General features: G+C 71.9%; 25 protein-coding genes. 10 read left to right on the plus strand and 15 right to left on the minus strand.

The window, feature by feature from the left end:
- Window positions 1-42: 42 nt before the first annotated feature.
- Genes IE206_RS18205 through IE206_RS18215 form a run of 3 tightly spaced genes read left to right on the plus strand, consistent with a single transcriptional unit; the run spans window position 43 to window position 2086 of the window.
- Window positions 43-723, plus strand: coding sequence for a glycosyltransferase family 2 protein (locus IE206_RS18205; RefSeq protein WP_189963606.1), 681 nt, complete (start codon window positions 43-45; stop codon window positions 721-723).
- Window positions 720-1430, plus strand: a complete 711-nt coding sequence (locus IE206_RS18210) for a TIGR04282 family arsenosugar biosynthesis glycosyltransferase (protein WP_189963213.1) — start codon at window positions 720-722, stop codon at window positions 1428-1430. The genes IE206_RS18205 and IE206_RS18210 overlap by 4 nt, the downstream gene beginning before the upstream one ends.
- Complete coding sequence (locus IE206_RS18215; protein WP_189963214.1) at window positions 1424-2086, plus strand: class I SAM-dependent methyltransferase; 663 nt, start codon at window positions 1424-1426, stop codon at window positions 2084-2086. The genes IE206_RS18210 and IE206_RS18215 overlap by 7 nt, the downstream gene beginning before the upstream one ends.
- Window positions 2087-2186: 100 nt before the next feature.
- Here IE206_RS18215 and IE206_RS18220 read toward each other — a convergent pair whose 3' ends face one another.
- On the minus strand, window positions 2187-4184 hold the full coding sequence (locus tag IE206_RS18220) for a putative Ig domain-containing protein (protein WP_226599708.1): 1998 nt from the start codon (window positions 4182-4184) through the stop codon (window positions 2187-2189).
- Between the two features lie 567 nt (window positions 4185-4751).
- Between IE206_RS18220 and IE206_RS18225 the strand changes: the two genes are divergently transcribed.
- Window positions 4752-5573: a TrmB family transcriptional regulator gene (locus tag IE206_RS18225; protein ID WP_189963216.1), complete on the plus strand. Its 822-nt coding sequence runs from the start codon at window positions 4752-4754 to the stop codon at window positions 5571-5573.
- Window positions 5574-5649: 76 nt separating this feature from the next.
- Here IE206_RS18225 and IE206_RS18230 read toward each other — a convergent pair whose 3' ends face one another.
- Both IE206_RS18230 and IE206_RS18235 read right to left on the minus strand, forming a co-directional pair.
- Window positions 5650-6057 (minus strand): hypothetical protein, encoded by a 408-nt coding sequence (locus tag IE206_RS18230; protein WP_189963217.1) that lies wholly within the window; start codon window positions 6055-6057, stop codon window positions 5650-5652.
- Window positions 6057-7208: a molybdopterin-dependent oxidoreductase gene (locus IE206_RS18235; protein WP_373300937.1), complete on the minus strand. Its 1152-nt coding sequence runs from the start codon at window positions 7206-7208 to the stop codon at window positions 6057-6059. Before IE206_RS18235 ends, IE206_RS18230 begins: the two co-directional genes overlap by 1 nt.
- 206 nt (window positions 7209-7414) lie before the next feature.
- Between IE206_RS18235 and IE206_RS18240 the strand changes: the two genes are divergently transcribed.
- From IE206_RS18240 to IE206_RS18250, 3 genes are all read left to right on the plus strand, one after another.
- The gene (locus tag IE206_RS18240) at window positions 7415-7804 is read left to right on the plus strand and encodes a VOC family protein (protein WP_189963219.1); all 390 of its coding nucleotides are present in this window, start codon (window positions 7415-7417) and stop codon (window positions 7802-7804) included.
- 108 nt (window positions 7805-7912) lie between these two features.
- Window positions 7913-9325 carry a glycosyltransferase family 87 protein gene (locus IE206_RS18245; RefSeq protein ID WP_189963220.1) on the plus strand — a complete coding sequence of 471 codons (1413 nt, stop codon included), beginning with the start codon at window positions 7913-7915 and terminating at the stop codon, window positions 9323-9325.
- A 3-nt stretch (window positions 9326-9328) separates the two neighbouring features.
- A complete protein-coding gene (locus IE206_RS18250) occupies window positions 9329-10132 on the plus strand; it encodes a helix-turn-helix domain-containing protein (protein ID WP_189963221.1) in 804 nt (267 codons plus the stop codon).
- Here IE206_RS18250 and IE206_RS18255 read toward each other — a convergent pair.
- Complete coding sequence (locus tag IE206_RS18255; RefSeq protein ID WP_373300938.1) at window positions 10122-10499, minus strand: nuclear transport factor 2 family protein; 378 nt, start codon at window positions 10497-10499, stop codon at window positions 10122-10124. The genes IE206_RS18250 and IE206_RS18255 overlap by 11 nt on opposite strands.
- Window positions 10500-10629: 130 nt before the next feature.
- Between IE206_RS18255 and IE206_RS18260 the strand changes: the two genes are divergently transcribed.
- Window positions 10630-11289, plus strand: coding sequence for a histone deacetylase (locus IE206_RS18260; RefSeq protein ID WP_189963222.1), 660 nt, complete (start codon window positions 10630-10632; stop codon window positions 11287-11289).
- Between the two features lie 153 nt (window positions 11290-11442).
- Complete coding sequence (locus IE206_RS18265; protein ID WP_189963223.1) at window positions 11443-11997, plus strand: GNAT family N-acetyltransferase; 555 nt, start codon at window positions 11443-11445, stop codon at window positions 11995-11997.
- 50 nt (window positions 11998-12047) lie between these two features.
- Here IE206_RS18265 and IE206_RS18270 read toward each other — a convergent pair whose 3' ends face one another.
- On the minus strand, window positions 12048-12902 hold the full coding sequence (locus IE206_RS18270) for an NAD-dependent epimerase/dehydratase family protein (RefSeq protein WP_189963224.1): 855 nt from the start codon (window positions 12900-12902) through the stop codon (window positions 12048-12050).
- A 139-nt stretch (window positions 12903-13041) separates the two neighbouring features.
- Between IE206_RS18270 and IE206_RS18275 the strand changes: the two genes are divergently transcribed.
- Window positions 13042-13899: a helix-turn-helix transcriptional regulator gene (locus IE206_RS18275; RefSeq protein ID WP_189963225.1), complete on the plus strand. Its 858-nt coding sequence runs from the start codon at window positions 13042-13044 to the stop codon at window positions 13897-13899.
- A 98-nt stretch (window positions 13900-13997) separates the two neighbouring features.
- Here the strand turns inward: IE206_RS18275 and IE206_RS18280 are convergent, their stop codons facing one another.
- From IE206_RS18280 to IE206_RS43425, 10 genes are all read right to left on the minus strand, one after another.
- On the minus strand, window positions 13998-14147 hold the full coding sequence (locus IE206_RS18280; RefSeq protein WP_189963226.1) for a hypothetical protein: 150 nt from the start codon (window positions 14145-14147) through the stop codon (window positions 13998-14000).
- 59 nt (window positions 14148-14206) lie between these two features.
- Window positions 14207-14542, minus strand: a complete 336-nt coding sequence (locus IE206_RS18285; protein WP_189963227.1) for a hypothetical protein — start codon at window positions 14540-14542, stop codon at window positions 14207-14209.
- 203 nt (window positions 14543-14745) lie between these two features.
- Window positions 14746-14940, minus strand: coding sequence for an antitoxin (locus tag IE206_RS18290; RefSeq protein ID WP_189963228.1), 195 nt, complete (start codon window positions 14938-14940; stop codon window positions 14746-14748).
- A 96-nt stretch (window positions 14941-15036) separates the two neighbouring features.
- Complete coding sequence (locus IE206_RS18295) at window positions 15037-15204, minus strand: hypothetical protein (protein ID WP_373300939.1); 168 nt, start codon at window positions 15202-15204, stop codon at window positions 15037-15039.
- A gap of 105 nt (window positions 15205-15309) precedes the next feature.
- A complete protein-coding gene (locus IE206_RS18300) occupies window positions 15310-16107 on the minus strand; it encodes an inositol monophosphatase family protein (RefSeq protein WP_189963229.1) in 798 nt (265 codons plus the stop codon).
- Between the two features lie 33 nt (window positions 16108-16140).
- A complete protein-coding gene (locus IE206_RS18305; RefSeq protein WP_229853205.1) occupies window positions 16141-17412 on the minus strand; it encodes an LmeA family phospholipid-binding protein in 1272 nt (423 codons plus the stop codon).
- 122 nt (window positions 17413-17534) lie between these two features.
- Window positions 17535-18881, minus strand: a complete 1347-nt coding sequence (locus IE206_RS18310) for an amino acid permease (RefSeq protein WP_189963230.1) — start codon at window positions 18879-18881, stop codon at window positions 17535-17537.
- Between the two features lie 69 nt (window positions 18882-18950).
- A complete protein-coding gene (locus IE206_RS18315) occupies window positions 18951-21074 on the minus strand; it encodes a phage holin family protein (protein ID WP_226599709.1) in 2124 nt (707 codons plus the stop codon).
- A gap of 84 nt (window positions 21075-21158) precedes the next feature.
- Window positions 21159-21563 carry a hypothetical protein gene (locus IE206_RS18320; RefSeq protein WP_189963231.1) on the minus strand — a complete coding sequence of 135 codons (405 nt, stop codon included), beginning with the start codon at window positions 21561-21563 and terminating at the stop codon, window positions 21159-21161.
- 44 nt (window positions 21564-21607) lie between these two features.
- Window positions 21608-21712 (minus strand): NADH pyrophosphatase zinc ribbon domain-containing protein, encoded by a 105-nt coding sequence (locus tag IE206_RS43425; protein ID WP_308433936.1) that lies wholly within the window; start codon window positions 21710-21712, stop codon window positions 21608-21610.
- Window positions 21713-21806 lie beyond the last annotated feature (94 nt).

Genomic DNA, 21806 nt, shown 5'->3' on the forward strand with positions numbered 1-21806 from the left:
CCCCTGTCCGCAGGCCTTCCCGGACCGGGTGGTGCGGTGACCGTGGACGTCGTGCTGCCCTGCCTCGACGAGGCCGAGGCACTGCCCTGGGTACTGGCCCGGATCCCGGACGGCTGGCGGGCCGTCGTGGTCGACAACGGCTCGTCGGACGGTTCGCCCGACGTGGCGCGCTCGCTCGGCGCGACCGTCGTGCACGAGCCCCGCCGGGGTTTCGGCGCGGCCTGCCACACCGGGCTGCTCGCGGCCGAGGCCGAGTACGTCTGCTTCTGCGACTGCGACGCCTCCCTCGATCCGGGTGAGCTCGTCCCCTATGTACGGGAGGTGGCGTCCGGCGCCGCCGACCTGGTGCTCGGCCGGCGGCGGCCGCAGGGTCTCGGCGCCTGGCCGCTGCACGCGCGGGCCGGGAACCTGGCGCTGGCGCGGATGCTGCGGCGCCGCACCGGGCTGCGCCTGCACGACCTGGGGCCACTGCGGGCGGCGCGCCGCGAGGCGCTGCTCGGGCTCGGGCTCACCGACCGCCGCAGCGGCTACCCGCTCCAGATGGTGGTGCGCGCGGCCGACGCGGGATGGCGGGTGGCCGAGCACGCGGTGCCGTACCGGCCACGCACCGGGAAGTCGAAGGTCACGGGGACGTGGCGGGGCACCTGGCAGGCGGTGCACGACATGCGCAAGGTCCTTGCCGAGCCGCCCGTGACGGCGCCTACGTCGGCGGTTGCCCGATGAGCGGGGCGGCGGGCGGGGCAGTGTCGGGCACGACACTGATCGTCCTCGCGAAGGCACCCGTGCCCGGCCGGGTCAAGACGCGGCTCACCCCGCCCTACACCCCCGAGGAGGCGGCCCGGATCGCCGAGGCGGCGCTCGCCGACACTCTCGACGCGGTCCTCGCCACCCCCGTACGCAGGAGGCTTCTCGTGCTCGACGGCGAGCCGGGGTCATGGCTTCCGCCGGGCTTCGAGGTGGTGCCGCAGTGTGCGGGCGGCCTGGACGAGCGGATCGCGGCGGCGTTCGCGGCGTGCACCGGGCCCGCGCTGCTGATCGGCATGGACACGCCGCAGGTGAGTCCGGCACTGCTCGCACCCGCTCTGGCGGACCCCGGTCCGGGCGACGCGTGGTTCGGCCCGGCCGAGGACGGCGGGTTCTGGGCCCTGGGCCTCACCGAGCCCGACCCGTCGCTGCTGCTCGGGGTGCCGATGTCGGTGGCCGAGACCGGACGCGTCCAGCGGCAGCGGCTGTACGACGCCGGGCTGACGGTGCGTGAGCTGGCCAGGCTGCGGGATGTGGACACCGCGCGGGACGCCCAGCTGGTCGCGGCCGAGGCCCCGCAAGGCCGCTTCGCCCGGTCCCTGGCAGCCGGAACCCCTGCGATTCGGCCCCCCGCCGCCCAGCCCCCGCCAGCCGGCTCCCTCACTGCCGGGCCCCGCGCATGGTGAGAGCGCTCTCCGCCGCTGACCCGGCCGCCTGGCACGCCGACCCCTATACCGATGCGCTCCGCTCCGGGCGCGGCCCGCTGTTCCTGCGCAGGCCCGACGGCTGGCTGCTGCCGCTGGAGGTCGAACGCTGGTGTGCGGAACCGGACTTGGCGGATCGCACGGTGCTGCGCCGCTGCCGTGGCGCGGTCCTGGACATCGGCTGCGGGCCCGGCCGCCTGGTGGCCGCGCTGGCCGCCGAGGGGGTTGCCGCGCTCGGCGTCGACGTGAGCCCCGAAGCGGTCCGCCGCACCCGCGACTGGGGCGGCAGCGCGCTGTGCCGCTCGGTCTTCGACCGGCTGCCGGGCGAGGGGCGCTGGGACACCGCGCTGCTCGTCGACGGGAATGTCGGCATCGGCGGCGACCCGGCGGCGCTGCTCACCCGGGTGGCCCAACTCGTCGTCCCCGGCGGCCTGTTGCTGGCCGAGACGGCCCCGTACGAGATCGACGAGCGGATCCGGGTCCGGGTCGCCGATGCCAGCGGTGCGGCGGGTGGTGATTTCCCCTGGGCGCGGCTCGGCACCAACGCGCTGCTGTCCTGCGCCCGGCCCCTGGGCTGGCGTCCGGCCGGTCGCTGGACCGCGGCGGGCCGCCCGTTCGTCGCCCTTCGGCGCCGGTAGAGCCGGTGGAGGGTGCGTCCGCCTGAGCGCGGAGGAGGACGGGGACGTACGAAGGGGCGGGGCAGGGGATGAACCCCGCCCCGCCCTTCGCGTGTTCAGGTCAGCTCACGTTGAGGGCCGTGTCGTCGACGACGAACGACGTGGCCAGGCTGCTGTCCTCCACACCGTTGAACTTGAGGGTCACCGTCTGCCCCGCGAACGAGGAGAGGTCGAAGGACTTCTGCGCGAAGCCGGTGTTCTTGTCGAGGTTGGAGTAGCTCGCCAGGGTGGTCGAACCGGCGGTCACCGTCAGCTTGTCGTAGGCGGTGGAGCCGGTCGTCTCCTTGGTGTCGATGTGCAGGTAGTAGCTGAGGGTTGCGTGGCAGCCGGCCGGGATGCTCACCGTCTGGGAGAGCGTGTCGGTGTGGCTGTAGCCGTAGCCGTCGAGCCAGGCCTTCCACGAGCCGGAGTGCGCGGCCTCGCCACTGGAGTTGTCGATGACGCCCGCGGTCGCCGACCAGGGTGCGGCGCTGCCGGTCTCGAAGCCGGGGTTGCCGAGCAGCTGGGCCGGTGTGCAGTTGCCGCCCGTGGTGGTGACGTTCCAGGTGAAGGACGTCGAGCCGCTGGCGTTGGTGGTGTCCTTGGCGGTCACCGTCACGTTGGAGGACCCGGCGGTGGTCGGGGTGCCGGAGATCAGGCCGGTCGAGGCGTTGATGGACAGGCCCGCCGGGAGACCGGTGGCGCTGTACGTCAGCGACTGGCCGCTGTCGGAGTCGGTGGCGTGGATCTGGAGCGAGGCCGCCGTGTTGACCTGTGTCGACTGGTTGCCGGGATTGGTCACCGAGACGGTGTTGCCGGTGCTGGTGCCGCCGGTGAAGGCCGCGGTGCCGTTCGGGGTGCCGAGGCCGGTCGGGCCGTCGTAGCCGGTGCCCGCCTTGCACAGGTAGGCGGGGCTGCAGCTGCCGTTGGCGCCGGAGGTGACGTCGTTCAGCGAGCCGGTGTGGGCGTACGGGTAGGACGCCGGGTTGGTGTTCGCGGCCGGGGTGCCGGCGAGGGCGTACACGCCGGCGATGATCGGCGAGGAGGCGCTGGTGCCGCCGTACACGTTCCAGCCGCTGGCCTGGTAACTGTCGTACACCGCGAGGCCGGTGGCGGGGTCGGCGACCGCGGAGACGTCGGCGACGGTGCGCTTGGCGCAGCCGGTGTCCGTCTGCCAGGACGGCTTCGGGTCGTAGGCCGAGCAGCCCGAGCCCGCGCCCTGGCCGCCGGAGCTGGAGCCCCAGACCGACTCGGACCAGCCGCGGCTGTTGCTCGCGCGGCTGAGCGAAGTGCCGCCCACGGAGGTCACGTACTGGGAGGCGGCCGGGTACTCGACGCCGTATCCGCTGTCACCGGAGGAGACGGTGATGGCGACGCCGGGGTGGTTGAAGTAGGAGGCGTCGGAGCTCGGGTCGGTGGAGTCCTCGCTGCCGCCGTAGCTGTTGGAGACGTACTTGGCGCCCATGGTGACCGCGCGGTTCACAGCGGTGCCCAGGTCAGCCATGGACGGCTGGCTGGCCTCGACCAGCAGGATGTGGCACTGCGGGCAGACGGCGCTGACCATGTCGACGTCGAGGGAGATCTCGCCGGCCCAGCCCGAGTCGGCGGTCGGGTAGCTGGTACCGCCGTTCTCGTCGACCTTCTTGAAGCAGCCGTTCGCGGTGGTGCAGGCGGGCAGTCCGTACTGGGAGCGGTAGGTGGCCAGGTCCGACTCGGCGTTGGGGTCGTCGTAGGCGTCCACGATCGCCACCGTCGCACCAGCGCCCGCGCTCGACGACAGGGCGTAGGCGCTCTGCAGGTCGCTGGGGCCGTAGCCGGAGGGGGCGGCGGCCGTGGAAATGCCGAGGTGGTGCTGCACGTCGGTGCGGGCCAGGGCCAGGCAGGACATCATGCCCGCCTTGGTGGCCTTGCCGCACAGCCGCTGGGTGTTGGCGGGCTGAGCGCTGTCGGCCTGTGTGGCGGCACTCACGGACGGGGCCACGGCGATGAGTCCACCGGTGACCAGGGCCGCCGCGGACAGCGCGGCGGTGGCAGCCCGGCGGGTGAATCCGGGGAGGCCGAAGGGTCTCTTCGAGTACAAGGAACTGCCCTCCATGGGGGGTCGGTTCGCCGGATCGGGGCGAGCGGAGGTGCGGGGATGGAGCTCGATGAGCGGCAGGGCGGATCCGGCGCGTGCGGCAGAACATGGGCGGACGTTCGGCGGTATCCGTGCGGGGTGATCGGCGGTACGCGTGCGGCACGTCCAGCGGTACGTGTGCTGCGTGTACGGCACGTGTGCCGCGGGGGTGCGCTGCGAGCGGCGATGCGTGTGTGCGATCGGCGGTACGTGCGGCACGTTCGGCGGTACGTGGGTGCACGTGATCGGCGGGTGCGGCCTTGCCTGATCAGTGCATGACAGTGACACCTCGCGAAAGCTGCCACCCGCTCAAGTGGTGGCAGGGATGAAGGTAGCGACGGCCGACGGGGCCGACAACAGCTTTTGGCAAGCCCCAGGCAAAGCCTTTCCCTCGAAAAGGGATGGATCACCGATCCCGCCCGCCGGGGAATTCCCAAAGGATCACAGGGCTGCTCAGAGCCGGGTGTACGTGTATACGGTGGCGGGCAGCCGAGCGGAGGAGGACGTACATGGAGTCGGACGGGGATGCGCATGGAGCCGGATGAGGGGTCGGTCAGCGACCTGGTCGAGCTGGGTCTCTCCCGCTACGAGGCACGGGTCTACCTCGCCCTCGTCCGGCGCGACTCCTACACCGCGGCGCAGGTGGCACGGGAGGCCGAGGTGCCCCGGCAGCGCATCTACGACGTCCTCGACGGCCTGGTGCGGGCCCAGCTCGCGGTGGCCCACCGGGGGCGCGTCGCCACGTTTGCCGCGGTCGCCCCGGAGCTCGCCGTGACGCGCCTGATGAACCGTCAGAGGGAGTCTTTGGAACGCCTTGAGAAGGTGTCGACGGGACTCACCTCGCTCCTCCTGCCGCTGTGGGCCGACGGGAGGGCGCACACCGATCCGCTCGACTACATCGAAGTGCTGCGCGACCAGCGGCAGATCGCCGAGCGCTTCGCGGACATCCAGGAGCAGGCCGACTCCGAGCTGCTCACGTTCTGCATGCCGCCGTTCGTGGCCCCGGCCGCCAACACGTCCGGGATCAAGGCGACCCGGCGGCTACGGCGGGCCAAGGGCACGGTGCGGGCGGTGTACACGCACGACGCGCTGGCCGACGAGGAGGTCCTGGAGAACGTGCGGCGGTTCGCCGAGGCCGGCGAGGAGGCCCGCTTCACCCAGCGGCTGCCGCTCAAGCTGGTCATCGCGGACGCCTCGTTGGTGCTGTGCGACATGCCGGATCCGGTGGCGGGGACGGGCTCGACGACCGCCCTGTACATCGAGCATCCGGCACTCGCGGCCTGCCTGCGCCTGGCGTTCCAGAGCGTGTGGGAGGCGGCGGAGCCGATGCGGGCGACGGGAGCCGGGGACTGACCGAGGGGGCCGGAGGCCGACCGGGCGAGCCGGGGACCGACGAAGGACCCCGTTCCCGCGTCGGCCCTCCGGATCGTCATCGGCTCTCCGGATCGTCCGCCCTGCCCACCCTCCCCCAAGCCCAACGCCCCGCGCCCAGCAGCACCGCGAGCACGGCCACCGCCGCGAGGGAGATCAGCAGACCCCGCACGTAATCCAGCGGCAGCACCGAGGAGTTGGCCGTCGGCAGGGGGCGCAGCAGCACCGGGAGGGCGACCAGGGTGAGGCAGCCCGCGGCCAGCAGGGCGCCGCGCACCAGACCGCGGTACTTCAGGCCGCCGACCAGGAACCCCACGCCTACGACGAGCGGCGCGATCACCCCGTCGTGCAGGACGACGGCCCCGGCCAGCCAGATCAGCACGTCCCAGTGGGTGCTCTGGTCCCAGACCATCAGTGCGCCGAACGCCATCAGCGCGAGCCCCGCCGCGCCCACCACCGTGCGCATCACAGCACCTCCAGGCGGGTGACCCACTTGGTCTGCAGCACGCCGGGGCGGTTCGGCGCGATGATGCGGGCGGGGTAGCCGTGGTCCGGCGTGAGGGGCTGCCCGTTGAGCGTGAGGGCGAGCAGGGTGAGCGGGTCGTGGGCGTACTCCCGGCCCATCTCCATCACCCGGTACGAGCCGTACTTCTCCAGCGAGGTCACCCGCACCCGGGCGTCCGGCGGCGCGCCGGCCCGGCGCAGCAGGTCGGTCATGCGCACACCGGTCCAGCGCGCGGACTTGCTCCACCCTTCGACGCAGGCGATGGGCAGTACGGACGCGTGCTGGGTGATCGCGGACAGTTCGGCGAGGGTGAGGGTGTACGGGCGGGGGCCGTCTACCGTCAACAGGTAGGCAGCGGGGTCGACTTGGCCCACTCCGGCGGCCGCCGCGGTCTTGTTGACGGGGAGGCTCTGGGGCCCGTGGTCGGGGTGGCGTGGCGCGAGGACGTCGAAGGTCTTCAGCGGGGTGAAGGACTGGCCGACGGTGGTGAGGGTGACCGCGCCGACGGCGGCCGTCACCCCGGTCAGGAAGGAGCGCCGGTCGGGGCCGTCGGCCGCGGGCAGTGCCGGCGTGCCGGGCGACTTCCGGCTCCAATGCTCTTTGATGTCCGGGTACTTGACGGCTACATGGAGGGTCAGCGCCCCGGCGAGCAGCCACGCCACGGCGAAGTGCACGGGTACGAAGCTGAACGGCCACGGGTACCACTGCACCGTGTTCAGCAGTCCCGTGAGCAGTTCGAAGACCGCGCCGGCGACGAGGACCGCGACCGAGAGGCGCTCCAGTGCATGGCGGACGGAACGCACCGGCGGCCATGCGAACAGCCTCGGGTACACCGTCCACAGCTTGGCGAGCAGCAGCGGGATCGCGGCGATGCCGGACGCGACGTGCAGGCCCTGGGTGAGCCGGTAGCCCCAGCTGGGCCTGCTCGGCAAGTAGTCCGCCAGCCATCCGGGCGGGTGCTGGAGGTAGTGGCTGATCAGTCCCGTGCCGAAGCAGATCGCGATCGCGACACCCAGCAGGCGGCCGATGGAGGTCGCCGTACGTGCGTCGTGCAGTCGGCCCTTGAACACGGGCGGCCGCACTGCGGGAAGTCGTGGCTTCATGCCTCCCATCCCACCCCGGCAGACCCCCGTTCGGGGCGGCTGAACACCTTACGGTTCGCGAACGCCGCCGTCCGGCGCGGGAATGTGATGACGCAATCAATACCGTGACAGGGGCGCGGTCATGTGGTTAGGATCTTTGGGCAGCATCGCGTGTCGGTCACCGGCCGGGTGAGACATGGAGGTGTCTGTGAGATGCCTGTTGGAGGCATTCCACCGTGTCAGTACAGTTGAATCACACCATCGTCGCTTCCCGCGACAACCGGGTGTCCGCCGAATTCCTGGGCGACATGCTCGGCCTTGAGGTCGGCAAGGAATGGGGACCGTTCATCCCCGTCACGACCAGCAACGGCGTCACTCTCGACTTCGCCACCGTGCCCGAGGGCACCGATATCCCCGCGCAGCATTACGCATTCCTCGTGTCCGAGGAGGAATTCGATGCGGCGTTCCAGAAGATCAAAGATCTGAAGCTTCCGTTCTTCGCCGATCCGCACCGCCAGCACCCGAACGAGATCAATCACAACGACGGCGGCCGCGGGGTCTATTTCCCCGATCCGTCGGGGCACTGGCTGGAACTCCTGACCGTTCCCTACGGCGGCTGGCAGTAATCCGGTAGCCGAGTAATCCGCCCCCGCGCGCCCGGCAGAACCTTACGGTTCGCGGACAGCGGGGGCGGCCTGCCGTCCCAGGCGGTGCGGAGGTGCGAGGCTCGCGGGGTGACCCATGGACGTACCGCATGCACCGCCGCCCTGCTCGCCGCGCTCACCGTCGTGCTCGCCCTCACCGTCCTGCGCGACGGCTATGCCACCGACCCGGGCGGGCTCTCCTGGTGGTACGCGGCGGCCTGGCTGCTGTTCGCCGCTGCCGCCCGGTCGCTGCGCAGGGTGCCGGTCCGCCACCAGGCCGCGCTGATCGTCGCGGGCGGGATCGCCGTGGCCGCGACGGGCCTCCTGGCTCCCCCGCGCACGAGCACGGACGCCTACCGGTACGCCTGGGACGGCCGGGTGCAGGCGGCCGGGATCTCCCCGTACGACCACGCTCCGGCCGACCGCGAGCTGGCCGGGCTGCGCGACCGCTGGCTCTTCCCGACGGATCCGGCACAGTGCGCGCTGGCGGACCACGCCCCGGTGGACGGCGGCTGCACCCTCCTCAACAGGCCGTCCGTCCACACCATTTACCCGCCGGTCGCCGAGGCGTACTACCTGGTGGTGGACGAGATCGCGCCCGGTTCCGCCCGCCTGAAGCCGCTGCAGACCGGCGGCGCGCTGTTCGCGGTGGGCACCACCTTGTGCCTGTTGCGGATCGTCCGGCGGCGCGGTCCGGACGGGGCGGCGGGCTCGGTGCCACCCGTCGCGTACTGGGCGTGGTGTCCGGCCGTGCCCCTGGAGGCGGTCAACAACGCCCATGTCGACGTCCTGGCCGTACTGTTGACGGTCGCGGGGCTCGGCGCGCTGACGGGCCGTGCCGCGCTCGGGCGGCTGCGTGCCGCAATGGGCGGGGCGCTGATCGGCGCGGGCGTCGCGGTGAAGCTGCTGCCCGCCGTGGTCCTGCCCGCGGTCCTGCGACGGCGGCCGGTCACCGTACTCCTGTCGACAGTAGGCACGATCGCGCTCTCCTACCTCCCGTACGCGCTCGCCTCCCACTCCTCGGTGTTCGGCTACCTCGGTGGCTACACCGAGGAGGAGGGGTACGACGATCCCTCCGCGCGGGGCCGGTTCGCGCTGCTCCGCCTGGTGCTGCCCGACAGCTGGTCCCTGCCGGTCACGCTGGCCGCCCTGCTCGCGGTGACCGCGTACGTGCTGCGGCGCGGGAATCCCGAACGCCCCTGGTCCGGCGCCCTGTTGCTGCTCGGCTGGTCCTTCCTGCTGCTCACGCCGGGCTACTCCTGGTACGCCCTGCTTCTGATCGCCCTCGTGGCGCTCGACGGGCGGTGGGAGTGGCTCACCGTTGCCGCTGCGGGGGCGGCCGCGTATGTGACGACTCCGGCCGTGCCGGACTTCCCCGTACCGACGACGGCGTACGGGGTCGCGGCGGGCGCGGTCCTCGCGGCCTCGGCACTCCGGCGGCGCCGCAAGGGGCAGGACGCGGGCCGCTCGGAGGCGTTGTCACAGGCGCGGGTTAATGTCTGAGCTATGACAACTGCCGCACTGGAAACGGGAGTAGGGCCGATGCTGCGCGGCTGGCGCGAGCAGCGCCGGATCAGCCAGCTGGAGCTCGCGCTGCGCGCCGACTCCTCGGCCCGGCACATCAGCTTCATCGAGACCGGCAGGTCCCGGCCGAGCGAGGAGATGGTCCTGCGCCTCGCCGAGCACCTGGACGTGCCGGTCCGCGAGCGCAACGCCCTTCTCCTGGCGGCCGGTTACGCCCCGCACTACGCACAGACTCCGCTCGACGACCCGTCGATGAGTTCCCTGCGCGAGGGAATGGAGCGGCTGCTCCAGGCCTACGATCCGTACCCCGCGCTGATGGTCGACGCGACATACACGGTGCTCGCCGCCAACCGGGGCATAGAAATGCTCCTCGAAGGCGTGGCCGGGCATCTGCTGACACCGCCGGTGAACGCGATGCGGCTCACCCTCCACCCCGAGGGCCTCGCCCCGCGCATCCGCAACCTGCCGCAGTGGCGCGGCCACCTCCTGGAACAGATGGAACGGCAGATCGCGCTGCTGCGCAGCGAAACCCTGCGCGAGCTGTACGAGGAGGTCGCCGCCCACCCCGTGCCGGCCGGCGGGGAGCCGGGCGACGCCGGAGCCCACCCGGTGTTCCCCTTCGCGCTGCCGCTGCGCATCGAGCACGCGGGGACGGTCCTGTCGTTCATATCGACCATCGCCACGTTCAACACGCCGATGGACGTCACCGTCTCCGAGCTGGCCATCGAGACGTTCCTGCCGGCCGACCCGGAAACGGCGAAGTACCTTCAGTCGCTCATGCCGTAGCCGGTACGCGGTCCAGGAAACCGGCGACGGAGCGGATGCGGCCGTCCTCGGCGAGGGCGATCACGTCGAACCCGGCGACCGGGGCCGAGCCGTCGGCGACCGACACCAGCTCCCACCCGAAGCGGGCGATGTCGTGGTGGCCGTCGACCGCGCCGAGCAGCCGGAACTCGAACCCCGGGAACTGGGCGTGCGCCCCGGCGATCACGGCGGCGACCGCGTCGTGGCCCGCGACCTCGACGAGCGGGTCGGTGTAGGACCCGTCCTCGGTCCACGCCGCGGCGACGGCCTTGGCGATACCCTCGGCCGAGCGGGCGTTCCACGCCTCGAAGTAGCGGGCGACGGCGGTCTCGTAGCGGTTCTCGGACATGGAAATCAGCCTCCGTTGAAGTATGTGACGCCTGGTCAAAAACCCGGGACCCGACCGGAGTGCGCCGCCCGGGTCCCGATGTCCCCAACTCTGCCGGGGGGCGGCGAAGGGGTCGATTACCGCGGAGGTAATGGAGGTTGATGTGATCGGCGACAGCTCGGCCGTGGGCGGGCCGGACGGGATGGTCTGGTACGCCTCGTACGGCTCCAACATGCATCGCGACCGGCTCGCCCACTACATCGAGGGCGGGCGGCCGCCGGGCGCGGCCCGGGCGTATCCGGGCTGCCGGGACCGTCGGCTGCCTGCCCAGTCCGTGCCGGTTGAGCTCCGCGGGGCGCTCTACTTCGCGACCCGGTCGCCGGTCTGGCAGGGCGGCCGGGCCTTCTACGATCCCGACGCGGACGGCCGCGTGTTCGGCCGCGCCCACCTGGTCTCGGCGGGCCAGTTCGCCGACATCGCTGCGCAGGAGATGTACCGGGAACCCGGCGCGGACCTCGACCTCGGCGAGGTGCTGAGCACGGGACGGGCGGTGCTGGGCGACGGGCGGTACGAAACCCTGATCTGTACGGGCCGGCTCGACGGCCGGCCCGTGCTTGCCTTCACCGCCCCCTGGCGCATGGACGAGGTTGCCTGGACGGCGCCCTCGGCCGCCTATCTCGCACACCTGGCCAGGGGACTGCTGGAAGCGGGCACTTGGGACGAGGAGGCGGTCACCGCCTATGTGGCGGACTGCCCGGGCACGGCGGGCCTGTGGACCGCGCGGGCCGTCGCGGAACTCCTAGCGGACTGACGCCATCCGCATCGGCGAGCCGGATGCCCGCTCAACAACCGCCCGCGGTCCTTCAGTTGGGAAGATTGGCCCCCTCCGGATGCCGCTCGCCCCGCCTCCATACTCTTACGCATGCGGCCGGCGCGATGGACCGCGTTTTCGAGGAGGACAGGGATGACGGTGACTCTGCGGGTGGAGGCGACGGCGACGGCGGGCGGGCTCGTGCTGCGGCCCTGGCTGCCGGACGACGCCCAGGCGGTGATCGAGGCCTACAGCGACCCCGACATAGCCCGCTGGACGACCAGCCCGATGAAGTCCTCCGAGGACGCGCTGCGGTGGCTGGAGCGGCAGTGGGAGGGCAGGGAGACCGGAAGGCAGTTCAGCTTCGCGGTCTGCGAGGCCCAACCCGACGGCGGATACGGAAAGTTGCTGTGCGACATCTCCCTCAGGTGGAACGACGACGGCCGTGAGATCGGCGAGGTCGGCTACTGGACCTTGGCCCACGCCCGCGGCCAGGGCGTGGCCCCCCGTGCCCTGGAGGCGCTCTCGACGTGGGCCTTCGACGCCTTCGCGGGCGACGGTCTGCGCCGCCTCCAGCTGATCCACCAGATCGACAACCTCGCCTCGTGCCGCGTCGCCGAGAAGACCGGCTACCGCCTCGACCGGATCCTGCCCGCCTACCCGCCCTACCCCAGGGACGGCCACGTCCACGTACGCGACGCGGGCTGACCCTCCACCAGGGACGGCCACGTCCACGGCCGTTCCCCTCCCCGCGGGTGCTAGAGAACGCCCGCGTCCCGCGCCGTCCACACCGATGGGAAGAGTGGCCGGTAGCCCAGCTCATGGCGGATGCGGTCGGTCGACATCACGCTGTGCCACGGGTCGTCGACCTCCTTGTCGTACGCCTCCTGCGGCACCGCGAGGCCGTGCAGGACGAACAGGTCGACCGTCGTCACCGGGGTGTCGTCGGCGATGTTGTAGACGCCGTGCGCGCCCGCCGCGTACAGGAGGCGCCGCAGACCCTGGGTGACATCCACGTGGTGGCCCATGTGCAGGCGTTGCATGGCGGGCCACTTCGGCGCCCACTCCATCACGTCCGTCAGATGCGGGTCCCCGTCGCCGTACACGAACGGCAGCCGGCCGATGCGCAGGTCGTCGAGACCGTCCGTCGCCGCCAGCGCGCGCTCCGCCTCCCGCTTCGACTCGGGGTACGCGCCCCACAGATGGGTGCCCGGCACCGTCTCATCGCCCTCGACCAGCGGCCTGCCGCGCCCGGCGCCGTACACCAGCCCCGTACTGACCTGCACGAACCTCCGCACGCCCGAAGCCACCGCGGCGCGGCCGAGCTCAACGGCGGCGTCCCCGTTGACGGCCCGCGCCTCCTCGTCCGACACCCCGCGGAAGGCCGCGGCGACGTTCACCACGGCGTCCGCGCCGGCCGTCGCCCTGCCGAGGACGTCCACGTCCCGCAGGTCGCCGACGATCACCTCGGCGCCCAGGTCCGCGAACCGCTCGCCCCGTGCCGCATCCCGCACCAGGACCCGCACCCGGTCGCCCTGGGGCGCGCCCTGCAGCAGCCGCGGCACGAACCGCCGCCCGACCTGTCCCGTCGCCCCTGTCACCAACGTCAGCATGGCCGCCTCCTGGTTGTCGTAGCCATGCCTCACAGCGTGGGCGGTCTTCCGCCGCGCCGGGAGAGACGCGGTCATCCAGGGACCGCCACTCCCTGGATGAGCACTGGATGTGCGGCCGGTCCCGAGCGATCCTGAAGAGGTGAACCGAGCCGAACTCGCCGATTTCCTGCGCCGCGCCCGCACCCGGCTGGCCCCCTCCGACGTGGGCCTGGCCGGTGGGCCGCGGCGCCGCACACCGGGGCTGCGCCGCGAGGAGGTGGCGCAGCTCGCCGGGATGTCCGCGGACTACTACACGCGCCTGGAACAGCGTCGCGGCTCCCACCCCTCGCGGCAGATGCTGACGGCGCTGGCCCGCGCGCTGCGCCTCGACGACGCCGAGCGCGACCACCTGTTCCACCTGGCGGACGAGGAGCCGCCGCGGCCCGGCGTCTCCTCCGGGCACGTCCGGCCAGGTCTGCTCATGATCCTGGACCGGCTGCACGACCTGCCGGCGTCCGTGTACAGCGACTGGGGCGAGGTGCTGGCGCAGAACACGATGTCAGTGGCCCTGACGGGCGACTACACGGGCACGAACGTGATCCGCCGCTGGTTCACGGACCCCGCCACCCGGCTGATCACCCCGCCCGACCATCGCGAGATGCACTCCCGGGCCCATGTGGCGGGCCTGCGCGCGATCGCCGCGGCCCGCCCCGACGACCCGGGCCCGGCCGCCCTGGTGGCCGAACTGCGCGCCGGATCGGCCGAGTTCGAGGAGCTGTGGCGGGCTCACGATGTCGTGGTGCGCCGCCCGTCGCCGAAGCGCTTCCTGCACCCCGTGGTCGGCACTCTCGACCTCGACTGCGAGGTGCTGGTCGGCGACGGCCACGACCAGCAGCTCATCGTTCACTCGGCACGGCCGGGTACGCAGACATGTGAACGTCTGGAGCTGCTGCGGGTGATAGGGCTCCAGGACCTGTCCCCGGGCCCGGGTGCGTACAACAGCCAAGGCGTGTCGTAGGGGTCCGTCCGCCGCACGACGCCGTGCACGCACTCTCGCAGGACGGGCCGAAAGCCCCAGTAGGTCCACCACGAGGGCTTCCGGCCGTCGGTACGCGGCTAGCGCCCCTGGGGCTTCTTCCCCGGGCGCTCCTCCTGTTCCTCGGCCGCCTTCCCTCCCTTCTCGCGAGTACCGGTCCCGGCGGGCCGGATGCGGGCGGCCTCGGCTCGGATCATGGCGTTGAGCGCCGCGAGCGGATCGATGGGCATGGGTGAACCACCTTGCCGTGTGGGGAGTTGACTGACTGATCCGGTTCCGTGCGGAACGGTCAGCAGCGCAGCACCACACAGCGAACGCCCGTCGCCGCAGCGGGCCGACGGGCGTTGTCGTACGGGGTGGAGGGCGGCGACGCGGGATCCGGCCGCGGCTCCTCGGCCATCGGCGGGCGTACCGGTCGCGCGGGCCGGCCCGATGGAACGGGAAGTACCGCTTCGGCCGCGTCCTGGGTGCCCTCGTCCGACGGTTCGGGCGCGACGGACGCCGAGGCCGAATCCGCCGTCCGTCCCTCGCGCGCCTGTACGTCGGGCGCCGCCCCGAACAGCGCGCCGAGCACCACCAGCACCACGAGGATGCGGCGCAGGGCGGCGAGGGAGGCGGACGGCACGAGGACAGCTCTGCCCAGCTATGCCCGTTACGTGCCGATGCCCCGGCAGATCCGCTCTACCGAGTGACTCCTCTTGACGTATCGACCCGTCCTGGCGCATGGGGCACACGCCGGGCACCACGGTCCCGCCCCCGCTCGCGATCCTCGGGGGCCGACGAGGGCGGAGTCGTGGTCACGGCCGTGCTGGGTCCAGCTCTGGGGATCTAGCTCTGGGGAGGGGTGTCCTGCGGCTTGTCGGAGCCCAGCTGCTCGTTGATCTTCTGCTGGGCCATGTCGACCTGGCTCTGGTACTTGTTGCCGGTCTTGGCGTCGAAGGCGTCGCCGGCCTTTTCGACTCCCTGCCGCGCGGTGTCCTCGTGGCCCTTGAGCATGCTCTTGAGCTTGTCGAGCATCGACATATCTGCCTCCTTGCGGATGCTGGCACACCCAGCATCCGCGCATTCCCCCGGGTTCGCACCCCCAGACGCCTGCCGGACCGGGGGCGGGTAGGGGCGTCAGCGGCACAGAGCGGTGTCCACGGCCGCCTCTACGCGCCGCACGGCCGCTTCGTCGGACGGCTCGGCGGTCACCGCGACATACGCGCCCCGGCCGTCGTCGGTGGCGCCGCCCCGGGTCTCGTACCCCTGGATGTCGCCGCCGTGTTGGGGCAGTGATGAGCGCATGAGTACGGCTGCTCATGTGCTCATCAGGATGCCCTTGGCCCGGCGGACAGGGCGCGCGCGTGCCGCGCGAGGCGGCGTCACCGGGGCGTCGCCGAGGGCGCAGGACTACGCTCGGCCGCAGATCATCGCCATCAGCAGTTCGTGGGTCTCGGCATCGGCCGCCACCACGAGGCCGCGGCCCGCCGGGCCGACCGGGGCGCCGTCGATGCCCGTGACCACACAGCCGGCCGCCCGGCACAGGGCGATTCCGGCGGCGAAGTGCACGCTGTCCGAGAGATCGCCGCCGTCGGTGATGTACGCGGCTCGCTTGCCGGCCGCTACCCAGGCCAGCGCCAGTGTCGTGGACACCACCCTCGGCCGGAACCGGGCGACGAAGTCGGGGTGGGCAAGGAGGTCGGTGGCGCGGAACCCGGGCGCGTTCGGGAACGGCGGATCCAGGTTGACATCCACCAGGCGCGTGGCGGGCTCGGGCACCAACGGGGCATCGGCCCCCTCACTCCGCACCCAGGCCGTCTCGCCGTCGGTGCAGAAGACCTCGCCGCTGAACGGGTCGGCCACCGCCGCCGCCCCGTCGCGCAGCGCCACATTGACGGCCACGAGCATGCTGGCTACGGCGTAGTTCAGCGTGCCGCACAAGGGATCCACCAGCCACTGGCGCTCAGCGTCGGCGCCCCCGTGCTGCCCACCCTCCTCACCGAGCACCGCGTCTTCGGGGCGGGCGGCGCGGATGACGTCGAGGATCGCCTTCTCCGCCGCTACGTCGGCGGCGGTGGCGAAGTCCCCGGCGCCCTTGTCGATGCGGGCGAGCCGCTGCCCGTACAGGGTGCGCACCACGTCCGCGCCGGCGGCTGCCGCTGCTATGGCGACCTCGGCGTCGCCGGAACGTCCAGATGAGTTGATCATGCCGTGCAGACTATCGGCGTCCCTGCGGGGGTGTCAGTGGCCCTTGCCCACCGCAAGGCCCATTCCCGAAACCGTCGCCACGATGCCGTTCTTCTCGACGTGTACGCCGCGCAGTTGCAGGTCCTTCGCCTCCTTCGGCAGCGTGAAGGAGAAGGACAGGCGGTCGGAGAGCTCCGGGGGGCGCATCGCCATCAGGCCGGTGATCAGCTTCGGGTCGATGCCCACCCTGGAGAGGAGCCAGGGGTGGTCCGCCACCACATCCACGAGGTTGACCTGCATCAGCCGGTCGATGAAACGGGGGGTGCCCACCAGTTCGTGGAGCTTCGCCTCGTTCTTCAGCGCCGACTCGACGTCCTTGTCCGGCACTCCCAGCCGCTTCACCACCGCCGGTACCGAAAGGAGCGCCTTGACCCGTGCCGTGTCCCGGCTGATGAGTTCGGCGGTCTCGCGGTGCAGGGTCAGGCCGCGGTCGCGGCCCGGGCGGTAGGTGGCGATGCCGGGCATGTCGAGGCTCATGCCGTCGATGTCGGTGGACAGGCCCTGGTTGCCGACGAGGCGCAGCTGGGCCTCCGCGCTGACGTGCAGCTCCTGCCCGGCGATGCTCAACTTGCCGTCCGCACCCACCGAGTTGTCGCTACGACGGCTGAACTTGACCTGGGATGCGGCGAGTTCGCGGTTCAGGTCGTCGAAGGAGAGGGTGATGTCACCGTCCAGGTTGCCGACGACCGCGCCACTGATGTCGCTGGGCAGATGGCCCGTCAGCTCGATGTTGCGCGCGCTGGCCTGCACTTTCGCGAGGGACACGCGGTCGGCGGGCACATGCGGCACGGTGACGTCCACGCGTTCCAGGTGCTTGTCCAGGACCTGGGTGAGGAAGGGGAAGCCGTGGATGTCCACCTGGGGCGCGGCGGCGAGACGGAGGTCGTTCTGGATCGCCTGCTGCGCCTTCTTCTCGGCGTACATCGCCGCGCAGCGGTCCGCCAGGACGAGGAATCCGGCGCCCACCACGAGGGCGACGAGCAGCTTGCCCGCGCGGGGCACGGCCGCGAGCAGGCTCCCCCGGCTCCGGCGGCGGCGCCTGGCGCGGCGGCGCTGCGGCCGGGACCAGAAGTCGTGGTCGGGGTCGGCGTCCACCAGGCCGGAGGGCGCCTCGGCCGGTATCGCTTCCGGTATCTCCTCGGTGGCGCAACCGGGGTCGGTCCAGGGCTCCTCGGCCGGGCGGGGGTCGGGCTCGGGGTCGGCCAGGGCCGCGAGTTCGTCATAGGGGTTGCGGTAGCGAGCGTGCATGCGTGTGGGGGTTCGCATCACCTCATCCCACCACACATGATCCACTCGTACGCAACCCGCTACCGGCAGTACGTCCTGAATGGCCCGAACCCTGACGCCACCTTGGCCTCCACGCGGCGCCCAAGGTGGCGAACAACACGTCAGACGGCCGACTTCTCCTGGGCGTGCTGCTTGCGGGCCGCCATCCACGCATACACGAGGACGCCCGCGAAGAGGAACAGGACGCCCTGGTAGACCGCCTCGTACCCGGATCCGGCCACCAGCCACATCGAGAAGCCGAAGGCCAGCACGGCCAGGACCGCGTCGCGGATCAGGCGGGGGCGGTGCACGCGCTCCCCCTGGCCGGAGGCGAGGAAGTAGATCTGCGCGGCGGTCGACAGGAGGTAGGGCACGGTCGCCGTGAAGGTGGTCACCAGGACCAGGATCTCGAAGACCCCCTTGGATCCGGCCGTGTAGTTGTAGACCGTCAGGAGCGAGGCGAGGACGGCGGTGACCAGGACGCCGACCGTCGGGACGCCGCGTTTCTTCTTCCCGAACACCTGCGGGAAGAGGCCGTCCTTGGCGGCGGCGTACGGGGTCTGGGCGCTCAGCAGGGTCCAGCCGTTGAGGGCGCCGACCATGGAGACGAGGGCGGCGAGGGCGACCGCGGTGCCGCCCCACGTGCCGCCGAACATGGAGTTCACGGCGTCCGTGAAGGGGGCGGTGGAGCCGACGAGCTTGTCGTGCGGGACGGTGCCGAAGACGGAGAGCGTGCCCAGGAGGTAGATCACGGCGGCGCCCATGGTGCCCAGGATGGTGGCGCGGCCGACGTTGCGGCGCGGGTCGCGGACCTCTCCCGCGCTGACGGCTGCGGACTCGACGCCGAGGTAACTGAACAGCAGGATCGCGGCGGAGGCGGATATCGCGCCGAGCCCTGACTGGCCGCCGGTCTGGAAGGGGCCGAGGTTGGCGGGGTCGAAGAAGAAGAGGCCGCCGACGGCGACCAGGAGCAGCGGGGCGAACTTCAGGACGGTGGCGACGAGCTGGACCGCGCCCACGTACCGGGTGCCCGCGAGGTTGGCCAGGGCCGGGAGCCACTGGAGCAGCAGGGCCGCGGTGATCGTCGTCGCCTTGGATTCGTGGACGGGTATGAGCACGTCGAGGTAGCCGACGGCGGCGACCGCGAGGGCGGCGTTGGAGACCCAGGTGGTGATCCAGTAGGACCAGGCGGCGAGGAACCCAGCGAAGTCGCCGAAGGCCTCGCGGGCGTAGACGTACGGGCCGCCGGTCTGCGGGTGGCGCTCGGCGAGCCGTCCGAAGACGAGGGCGAGCGCGATCGCTCCGGCGGTGAGGACGGCGAACGCGACCAGGCTGATCGTGCCGAACGGGGCGACCGAGGCGGGCAGCAGGAAGATTCCGCCGCCGATGATGTTGCCCATGACCAGGGCGGTCGCGACCGGCAGGCCGAATTGCCGGGCGTGCTTGCTCTGGGTTTCTTGCGTGGTCATGGTGGGTGGGGGCGCCTCTCGTACGGGACAAACCTGACCATGGTCGGGTACGTGGGGCACCGCACAAAATCAGCTGGTTTTGTCCTGCCGAGTGAGGCCGCCAACCGGAAATGGTCCTTCCGGTCGGCCTGTTGACGGCGAATTCTCCACCCCGGCCAGAGCCTCGGCACCCACCGGGACCTGCGGCCCCTGGCCCTCCCGCAGCCAGCGGCGCAGGACGTGGTGCACCTGTTCCGCGCCGACGAGTTCCCCGCCGTCCGGCACCGGTTCGGTGAGGTCGAGCGGGGAGAGCAGGAAGGGGTGGGACTGCTCGCCGCCGAGTCCGCCGTGCGAGCCGATCTGCTCCTCGAAGGCGTGCACCTGGCCGGTGGCCGGGTCGTACATCGAGTTGACCATGATGTCGGCGGTGTGCGGGAAGGTGTCGGTGCGGCGGACCGCGTCGGCCGCACCGCGCCCGAATCCCTTCAACGGGCCTTTCCCGTCGGTGAGTTGGGCGAGTGGCACCTCCGCCCCTCCCCTGCCGATCACCACCGCTCCGTGCTCCTGGCTACGGACGAGGAGGAAGCCGATGCCGGGGTGGCTCGCCAGGGTCGGCAGGAGCGCCGGGTGGCGGCGGTCGATCTGCTCGCGGGTCATGCGGCCCTCGGCGTCGGGGAAGGAGATCAGGCCGAGGTTGCCGGAGGCGAGCACGACCGGTTCGGAGCCGGGCCCCGGCCGTGCTTCCTCGCCGTCCTCGACCGGCCGGTGCAGGGCGACCCGCACCGCGTACCTGGCCTCCGCGCCGCTGCGGGTGCGGCGGGCCCGGCGCGGCACGGGCAGCCCGCAGCCGGCCCGTACGAGATCCTTCAGGGTCAGTCCGTACGCGCCCTCGAAGGTCTCGCCGGGGCTCTGGCCGTGGTCGGAGAGGAGCACGATGCGGTAGCCGCGCGGGGCGTGCTGGGCGGCGCCCGCGATCAGGGCGATGGAGCGGTCCAGGCGCCGGAGGACCTGGTCGGTGTCCCTGCCCCGCGGCCCCGAGTGGTGGGCGACCTCGTCGTAGGCGACGAGGTCGGCGTAGACGGCGGTGCGTCCTGCGAGCATGTCGCCCATGACGGCGGCGACGACCACGTCCCGCTCCACGACCGTCGCGAAGGCGCGGATGAAGGGGTAGAGGCCGCCGCGTTTGATGCGCGGGGTCTCCTTGCGGATCCTGGCCCGGGTCGACTGGGCGATCTCGCGGCCGACCTCGGCGACGAACGAGCCCGCGGTGCGCACCGCGTTCGCGGGGTCGCAGAAGTAGGCGAAGTATCCGGCGCGGGAGCGGTTGCGGCGGCCGCGCCGGGCGGCCACCGTCAGGACCAGGGCGACCTGGTCGGCGCCGCCGGAGAACAGGTTGCCGCGGCTGGCTCCGTCGAGGGTGAGCAGCCCGCCGTCGCCGGTGCGCGCCACGGCCCGGCGCTGCAGTTCGACGGCGGAGGCGGGCCGGTTGGAGACCATCACCTCGCCGCTCTCCTTCTCGTACCAGCGGAAGGCCGGCACATCGAAGGTGGAGCCGTGCAGGATGCCGAGCTGACTCGCGCCGGTCTGGCTCGACCAGTCGGTACGCCACGGGGTGAGCCGGTGCGTGCCCTTGAGCCAGGTGGCGACGGTCGGCATGAGGCCCGCGTCGACGGCGTCGCGCAGCACGTGTTCGCCGACCCCGTCGAGCTGGAGGAAGACGATGCCCGGCGGCCGCGGCACCGGGCCTTCGCCGCGTCTGCGCCGGCGGCGGTCGGCGAGCCGGGAGAGGCGGCGCCGGTAGGCGTCGTCGTCGCGTACGGCCAGTGCGGTCGAGGTCGCCGAGGCCACCGCCGACATCACGGCGGCGACGATCACCGCGGTCTCGGGCTCGGCCGCGCCCCGGCCGGTCGGGATCAGGCGGAGCGCTATCAGCAGGAGCGAGCCGTTCAGGAAGAACACCAGCAGGCCCAGCACGAGCGCGGGCACCAGCAGGAACGCCCGCACCACCAGCGGCCACACCAGCGCGCCGAGCAGGCCGAACGCGCCCGCTCCCCAGGCCGCGGTGAGCGCGACCCGGGTGATGCTGTCGCCGTTGTCGGAGGTGAGCTTGAAGTCGGGCAGGATGCCCGCGAGCAGCATCATGGTGAGCGTCGAGACGACCCACACGACGATCACCCGCAGCAGGGCGCTGCCCGTCGTCCGCCATCGCCCCACGCCGCCCGCCTTTCGCCTTGCCGTTCCCTCACCACCCTGCCATAAGGGTGCAAAGGGTCCGCGGCGTCGTGCGGGCAGCGGCCGTCAGCAGCCGTCGTATCCGGCGGTCGGCATCGACAGGCGGCGGTGGATGTGGGCCTTCTTCGTGGCGTCGTAGGCGGGTTCGTCGAGCCCGGCCGTCTCCAGGCGCACACCGCGCCGCGCGCACTCGGCGGAGAACTCCGGCACGGACGTCAACGCCCTTGCCAGGACACGCTCGTTGGGCGCGACAAACACGTCGACGAGGCCCGCGTCCACATCCGCCCAGAGGCCGACGTGGTCCGGACGCAGACCGTAGAAAAGCAACTGCCTGGTGACTACGTAGCCTCGGCCGGCGGCCCACTTCGCGCACATCTCGTGCTGGCTTCGGGTGTCCACCAGGAAGGGATCGAGATCGAGTTCTTCGAGGGGGGTCAGGCTGGCGATCGCCGCCACACGTACGTCGTCCATACCGTCCCCCTGCATGAGCTGTCGGGGCCGACCCTACTCCCCGTTCACGGCGGTGAGGAGTATCCGCAGGAGTGGCAGATCTTCCAGCCGTCCTGGCTCACCGCCAGGACTCCTCCGCAGCGCGGACACTGCTCGGCGTGCATGGTCACGGCGCGTCTCCCCTCTGGTGCGGGATGACTACCCCGACACCCGTGGTTTGCGCGCGGGGAGATTTAGGCTCGTCGTCAACCATCGTCGAGCCGG

The organism is Streptomyces violascens (genome assembly GCF_014649955.1).
GTDB classification, from domain to species: Bacteria; Actinomycetota; Actinomycetes; order Streptomycetales; family Streptomycetaceae; genus Streptomyces; species Streptomyces violascens.